This window comes from Enteractinococcus helveticum, assembly GCF_020742345.1.
Classification (GTDB): domain Bacteria; phylum Actinomycetota; class Actinomycetes; order Actinomycetales; family Micrococcaceae; genus Yaniella; species Yaniella helvetica_A.
In genome coordinates, this window is record NZ_DYXC01000002.1 from 21,471 (window position 1) to 27,470 (window position 6,000).

The 6,000-nt window shown below is 55.0% G+C and carries 7 protein-coding genes; 4 read left to right on the forward strand and 3 right to left on the reverse strand.

Annotated elements, in window-relative coordinates; genetic code table 11:
* Nucleotides 1-10 precede the first annotated feature (10 nt).
* Together K8V32_RS00165 and ligM are read left to right on the forward strand one after the other, a co-directional pair.
* A complete protein-coding gene (locus K8V32_RS00165) occupies nt 11-874 on the forward strand; it encodes a methylenetetrahydrofolate reductase (protein ID WP_303901130.1) in 864 nt (287 codons plus the stop codon).
* A 45-nt stretch (nt 875-919) separates the two neighbouring features.
* Nucleotides 920-2,320 carry a vanillate/3-O-methylgallate O-demethylase gene (gene ligM / locus K8V32_RS00170; protein ID WP_303901132.1) on the forward strand — a complete coding sequence of 467 codons (1,401 nt, stop codon included), beginning with the start codon at nt 920-922 and terminating at the stop codon, nt 2,318-2,320.
* Between the two features lie 9 nt (nt 2,321-2,329).
* Here the strand turns inward: ligM and K8V32_RS00175 are convergent, their stop codons facing one another.
* Both K8V32_RS00175 and K8V32_RS00180 read right to left on the reverse strand, forming a co-directional pair.
* Entirely contained in the window at nt 2,330-2,764 is a 435-nt protein-coding gene (locus K8V32_RS00175; RefSeq protein ID WP_303901134.1) for a helix-turn-helix domain-containing protein, read from the reverse strand.
* The gene (locus K8V32_RS00180) at nt 2,764-3,471 is read right to left on the reverse strand and encodes a hypothetical protein (RefSeq protein WP_303901136.1); all 708 of its coding nucleotides are present in this window, start codon (nt 3,469-3,471) and stop codon (nt 2,764-2,766) included. Before K8V32_RS00180 ends, K8V32_RS00175 begins: the two co-directional genes overlap by 1 nt.
* Before the next feature lie 125 nt (nt 3,472-3,596).
* Here K8V32_RS00180 and K8V32_RS00185 point away from each other — a divergent pair, with 125 nt between their 5' ends.
* Entirely contained in the window at nt 3,597-4,193 is a 597-nt protein-coding gene (locus K8V32_RS00185; RefSeq protein ID WP_303901138.1) for a PadR family transcriptional regulator, read from the forward strand.
* Here K8V32_RS00185 and K8V32_RS00190 read toward each other — a convergent pair.
* Entirely contained in the window at nt 4,185-4,847 is a 663-nt protein-coding gene (locus K8V32_RS00190) for a GntR family transcriptional regulator (RefSeq protein WP_303901140.1), read from the reverse strand. The two genes, K8V32_RS00185 and K8V32_RS00190, sit on opposite strands and share 9 nt — an antisense overlap.
* 148 nt (nt 4,848-4,995) lie before the next feature.
* On the opposite strand from K8V32_RS00190, the gene K8V32_RS00195 reads away from it, so the two are divergent.
* The coding region (locus K8V32_RS00195; protein WP_303901142.1) for a PrpF domain-containing protein at nt 4,996-6,000 on the forward strand (1,005 nt) is incomplete at its 3' end.

Consider the following 6,000-nt stretch of genomic DNA (forward strand, 5'->3'; position numbering starts at 1 on the left):
GGCGTACTACATGTCCCAGTCAACTCAACCCTCGAATGTCCGCACACTGATGCAGGATTTTTCGTTGGAAATGACCGGTAAAGACGTTGAAGCATTGCGCGAAGCAGCACCAGCTATTCCTGCTGGCACGCGCATCAACGTCACCTTCCTTGGCAATGAAGACCTCGACATGCGGGTCACCGCGGCCAAGGCGGTCAAAGAACTCGGTTTCATTCCGGTTCCACATATCTCCGCCCGCCGGTTGCGCAGCGAAGACGAACTCAAAGAATTTCTCCAAGCCCTAGCTGACGTCGACGCCGTCAAACACGTCTTTGCCGTCGGCGGCGACCCTGCTGAACCAATGGGTCCCTACGGCTCTTCGCTAGAAATGCTCCAATCGGGCATTTTCCCAGACTTCGGTGTAGAAGATGTTTCCATTGCGGGCTACCCAGAAGGTCACCCGGATATTTCCGATGAAATCTTGGCCCGTGAGCTCAACGGAAAAGTCGACCTGCTGAAAGAACAAAACCTCAGCGGCGTCATACTGACCCAGTTCGGTTTTGATACGGACCCGGTAGCCAAATGGCTCAATGAGCTCGCGGCCCAAAACATTGCTATCCCAGTCCGTATTGGCGTACCAGGGCCAGCTGGCATCAAGCGTCTGCTCGGCTATGCCAAACGCTTCGGAGTGGCATCATCGGCGGGAATCGTCAAAAAATATGGTTTCTCACTGACGAACCTCATGGGCAGTGCCGGACCGGATAAATTCCTGCGCAACCTGGCTGAAGAAGCCTCGACCTCCAACTATCAAGGCACCGTGGGCGTGCACTTCTATACCTTTGGCGGCATGGCTAAGACCGCTGAATGGGCCCAAGATTTCACCAACAAACTGTAAAAGTCCCCATCCGTTAGCTAACACACTCTACGAAAGGCGGCCATTATGGCAAAGTCTCTTCAGGACCTGCTCAACGAACAGTCCGCAGTCGACCTGCTACGCAACGCGCAGACCGGCTCTTATATCTACCCGGTTGTTCCAGCAGATTTCGGCAACTGGATCAACGAACAAAAAGCCTGGCGCAACACCGCGGTGCTCTACGACCAGTCCCACCACATGGATCAAGTCTTCCTGTCTGGTTCGGATGCGATCAACCTGATTTCAGATACCGCAATCAACTCCGTAGCAAACTTCGCTGTCGATATGGCCAAACAGTACGTGCCAGTCTCCTCGACCGGTGCCGTCGTCGGTGACGGAATCCTCTTCCGCGAATCCGAAGACGAATTCACCTACGTCGGCCGTGCACCCGTTACCAACTGGCTGATGTACCACGCAGAAAAAGGTGGCTACAAGAACCTTGACCTGCAGGTTGATCGCCGTTCGCCATCTCGTCCGTACGGTGATGCGGTAAACCGTGAGCTCTTCCGCTTCCAGATCCAGGGCCCAGCTGCTTGGGATGTCATCAACAAGCTCAATGGTTCGGAAGTTGAGCAGCTGAAATTCTTCCGCATGGCGCATATGAACATTGACGGACTCAAGGTCCGCACCCTGCGTCACGGTATGGCTGGTGCACCAGGTCTGGAAATTTATGGCCCATACGAACACCACGCTCGCGTTCGCAACGCCATTGTTGAAGCCGGTGCCGAATTCGGTCTACTGCCAGTTGGCTCCCGTGCCTATGCAACGAACACCCTGGAATCCGGCTGGATCCCATCGCCACTGCCAGGCATCTACTCTGGTGAAGCCGAGCGCGGTTACCGCGAATGGCTGGGTGCGGACTCTTATGAAGCCACCGCACCACTTGCCGGTTCGTTTATCTCGGACAACATCGAAGACTACTACGTCAACCCTTGGGAAATCGGCTACGGTTCGTTCGTGAAATTCGACCACGACTTCATCGGCCGCGACGCGCTAGAAGCCATCGATAAGGACAAGCAGCGCCGCAAGGTCACCCTCGAATGGAATGCCGATGACCTCAAAGAAATCGTGGATTCGCCGCTGAACGTTGACGGCCCGAATTACAAGTTCTTCGACCTGCCACTGGCCAACTACGGTGCCTCAAACTACGACCAGGTCACCGACGCCGACGGCAACGTCGTCGGCGTGTCGATGTTCACCGGCTACACTGCCAACGAACGTCGTGGCCTGTCGCTGGCCACCGTCAACGCAGACGTGCCAGAAGGCGCCGAATTGACCGTCACCTGGGGCGAACCAAACGGCGGCTCCAAGAAACTATCGGTTGAAACCCACGAACAAAAAGAAGTTCGTGCCATCGTTTCACCGGTTCCATACTCCACGGTTGCTCGTGAATCCTACCAAGGTGGCTGGCGTACCCAGTACGCCTAAGCCATTGCGTTAGGCCAAAAACTCACGGTGGTGGAGCACTTTCTGTCGAAGGCGCTCCACCACTATCGCAGAGGGTGTCACCGCGCCGTTGCAATATGAGTTCACTCTCGTACGGGAGGTGCCAAGGAATGCTGCAGCTTGTGCTTGTGTCATCCCAGCCTCCTCCAGAAGAACCGTGAACTGCTCACCGAATGATTGCTTGTCAGTTTGTCGCGCATCGCTCAGAACTTTTTGCAGCAACGCCACGGCGCCGGAATCTTCGGCTACTTGAAAAACTTCTTCGAGTCCTGAAGCAACTTTTCCCCAGGGATCATTGCGGACAGCTTCTCCGATTCGCCGCCACTGACTTAAACCACCCCGATCTAACGCGGTGAGCAGACCTTCGAAGCCCCAGGTTTCTACCGGGTGCGATTCGGCGGCATCAATATTGCGAAAAACTAACATTACGAATAATCCATCCGTTCCATTCGAGACGCAATATCAAGCAGCACTGTTTTGACATGGTCCCAGTTATTCCACGGGGCTCTAATGTTTTTATAGCGGTCGAGCTGAGTGATGGTTGACCTATCCTTTGGTCGGACGGATGCCATCTGGCGAACTATTTGGTTGGCAACTGGCGTTCCAGCCATTGCTGGATCCGTATAATATCGGTCGATTTCGTTCAGTGCGCGGGCAGCGTTGCCCCGCTCATAACGGTGGGAGAGTGCCGCAATGTCAAGATAATCACGCACTTGGTTTCGTTTGACTGCAAGATACGCTTTGATGCGCAGTGCTTCCTGCTGTGTCGGAACGCGCACTATATTGCCGCTTGGTAACTGTACCTCGCGAACTTCAAGTGGAACCGTGCGAATCATCTGGCGAACGCCTGCTTCGATATCACCGAGCTGCCCAAGAATAATTTTTCCTGGGGTTACCCTATTGGTAATCCAATCGGGATCAGACTCCAGGGCTTCAAGCACTAGGTCGAAGCGTTCCCGCAAGTCTTTGATGACATGGTCATGGTCGTAAGATGATCGGTGATTCGCGTATCGAGCAGCGGCACTCCCACCGACGAGCGTTGCGTCTGGGACATGGTGCTGCAATGCCTCGGCAGATTCCAGAACTGCTACCAAGTCCTCGCTCATCTCAGTAAAGTCGAACGCATCGCTCATGTATTTGCAGTATCAGATCTGATACGTTTTGTCGGGGTTGTTTGTTGATTTCCTACAACAGGAGATTGCTGCATCGCGAGTCACAAACAGCAAAATTCAAAGGATTAGAATACGCTACGGTTGCCATGAGTTTACGTTCTGCCCTGTTAACCCTGCTCTCTGCCGGCCCCCATACCGGATACGACCTTGCCAAAAACTTCCACTCCTCCGTGGGCTTTTTATGGCATGCTCCCGACTCACAGATCTATCCGGAACTCAAAAAGATGCAAGCCGAGGAACTCATCGAGGGTTATCCGGTGCCCTGGGGTACCAAAGGGGCGACCAAAACCGAATACGCAATCACCAAGGTGGGACTCCAATACCTCAACACCTGGCAAGGCCAGCCGGTCACCTACCGTCCAGAACGCAGTGAAGTGCGATTGCGGGCGGCCTATTTTGAATTCGCCGATGACGACGACGCACGCCAGTGTCTCGAAGACCACCTGCGGCACTACGAACAGGTGGTCAAAGACATTCACGGTCAGATCGATGAGCTCCGCGAACAATCATCGGATTTCCATAAGCAGCGCTTGGCGCGGTACCCGGAAGCCGATCACGCGAAAATCACTCGATTCAAAATCTTCGCCTATGAAGGCATTCTCAAACAAGCTGAGGCCGAAATTTCCTGGGCTCAGGACGGGCTAGCCATGTTGGAGTCAGTCGAGGCCTCGAGCTCATCGTGAAGTAGCGATAGCCTCGGCCACAGAATCTAAATGTTCCTGCATCGCGGCAGCCGCCGCCCCCGGATTGCGCGCACAGATCGCTTCAATAATTGCCAAGTGTTGCGGCAAGGAAACCTGGGGTCGGTCTGGTTGCGTGGAAAGCTGGAAGTGATACCGAATGGCTTGGCCACGGAGCCGAGCAATGGTTTGGGCCGCCGTCTGTTGATCCGCAACCGCAATGATTAACGTGTGCAATTTTCGGTTAAGATTCGAATATTCGTCGCGAGCACCACGTTCAACGGCTTCTTGCATCGCCTGGCCGATATCACTGAGCTCATTCGCCTGCTCATCCGTGATTTTCTCGGCTGCTTTCCGCGCGCACAGTGATTCCACAGCCGCCCGCACCTCGGTGATCTCAATGGCTTCTTCTAGTGAGACCTTCCGAACTCGTGCTCCACGATTCGGGATCCGCTCGACCAAACCTTCAGTAATGAGCTCATTGAGTGCCAGCCGTACCTCACCACGTGAGGCGCCATGTTCTTCTGCCACATCAGATTCAATGAGGCGTTGATGCGGCACCAGATTGCCCGCCACGATATCCTGACGCAGTCGATCAGTAAGCGATAACTGTTGGGTGATATCCCGTGCTGGGGTTAACGGTGTGGCACTGGTCATGGGCTCTCCAAAATTCTGCTCGGTACTCTGCGGTGGTTGTACTCATAGTAGTCATTGCCGCGAGAACTGTCAGCGAACGCTAACAACATTGTAAACAATCTTGTTAGCGACTATTGTGGTGTGAGGACCCACACAACAAAGGATGCTCATGACCCCTACTGCGCGCCGCATCGGCGATCAAACGGCCATTCCGATGTGCCTCATGCGAGGCGGCACCTCCCGCGGTCCGATGTTCTTGGCATCCGACCTACCCCAGGACCCGGAAATCCGTGACCAGGTGCTGTTGTCCGTAATGGGTAGCCCACATCCGCTGCAGGTCGATGGCATCGGTGGCGCCCACTCGCTAACCTCCAAAGCCGGGATTATTGAAGCCTCAGAACTTGACGGCGTAGATCTCGACTTCACCTTCGTACAACTCCAACCCGAAGCAACCACCGTACAAACCACCCAGAACTGCGGCAACATGCTGGCCGCCGTCGTCCCATTTGCGGTTGAAACTGGCCTGATCAAACCACATGCCGATGTCACCGACGTCGTCGTGCGCACCACCAATACCGGACTCATATCCCGCATTGGAATTCACACGCCAGAATTCAGCGGCCAACGCTATGTTCAATACGCCGGCCACACCGAAATTTCCGGGGTCAACGGCACCGCAGCACCGGTGAATATCCGCTTTCTTAACACCGCCGGCTCCATCGCCAGCGCGCTACTCCCCACCGGCAATGTGACCGATGTGGTGACCGCCGATGGCACCGACTACACGGTTACGCTGATCGACAATGGTCAACCCCTAGTTATTATCGACGCCAATGACCTCGGTGCGACCGGCTATGAAACCGTGCCCGAATTGACCGATAACACCGACCTCAAAACGCGCATTGAAGCCCTGCGCCTGGCTGCGGCCCAGGTCATGGGACTAGGTGATGTCACCGATGAGTCGTACCCCAAAATGACCCTTGTCGCAGCGCCACGTGATGGCGGCGCAATTTCCACGCGCAGTTTCATACCCCATCGAGTTCACGAATCAATCGGGGTGCTGGCCGCCGTTACCGTTGCAACCGCTGTACTCCTACAGGGCTCGGTTGCCGCGCAGCTCGGCACACCCGGCACAGGAAAACAGCAAAGCCTCGGTATTGAACACCCCTCAGGA

What these genes read in the sequence shown, in the direction of transcription:
- K8V32_RS00165 (WP_303901130.1), top strand. Translation starts at nt 11, where the DNA reads ATGTCCCAGTCAACTCAACCCTCGAATGTCCGCACACTGATGCAGGAT.
- ligM (WP_303901132.1), top strand. Translation starts at nt 920, where the DNA reads ATGGCAAAGTCTCTTCAGGACCTGCTCAACGAACAGTCCGCAGTCGAC.
- K8V32_RS00175 (WP_303901134.1), bottom strand. Translation starts at nt 2,764, where the DNA reads ATGTTAGTTTTTCGCAATATTGATGCCGCCGAATCGCACCCGGTAGAA.
- K8V32_RS00180 (WP_303901136.1), bottom strand. Translation starts at nt 3,471, where the DNA reads ATGAGCGATGCGTTCGACTTTACTGAGATGAGCGAGGACTTGGTAGCA.
- K8V32_RS00185 (WP_303901138.1), top strand. Translation starts at nt 3,597, where the DNA reads ATGAGTTTACGTTCTGCCCTGTTAACCCTGCTCTCTGCCGGCCCCCAT.
- K8V32_RS00190 (WP_303901140.1), bottom strand. Translation starts at nt 4,847, where the DNA reads ATGACCAGTGCCACACCGTTAACCCCAGCACGGGATATCACCCAACAG.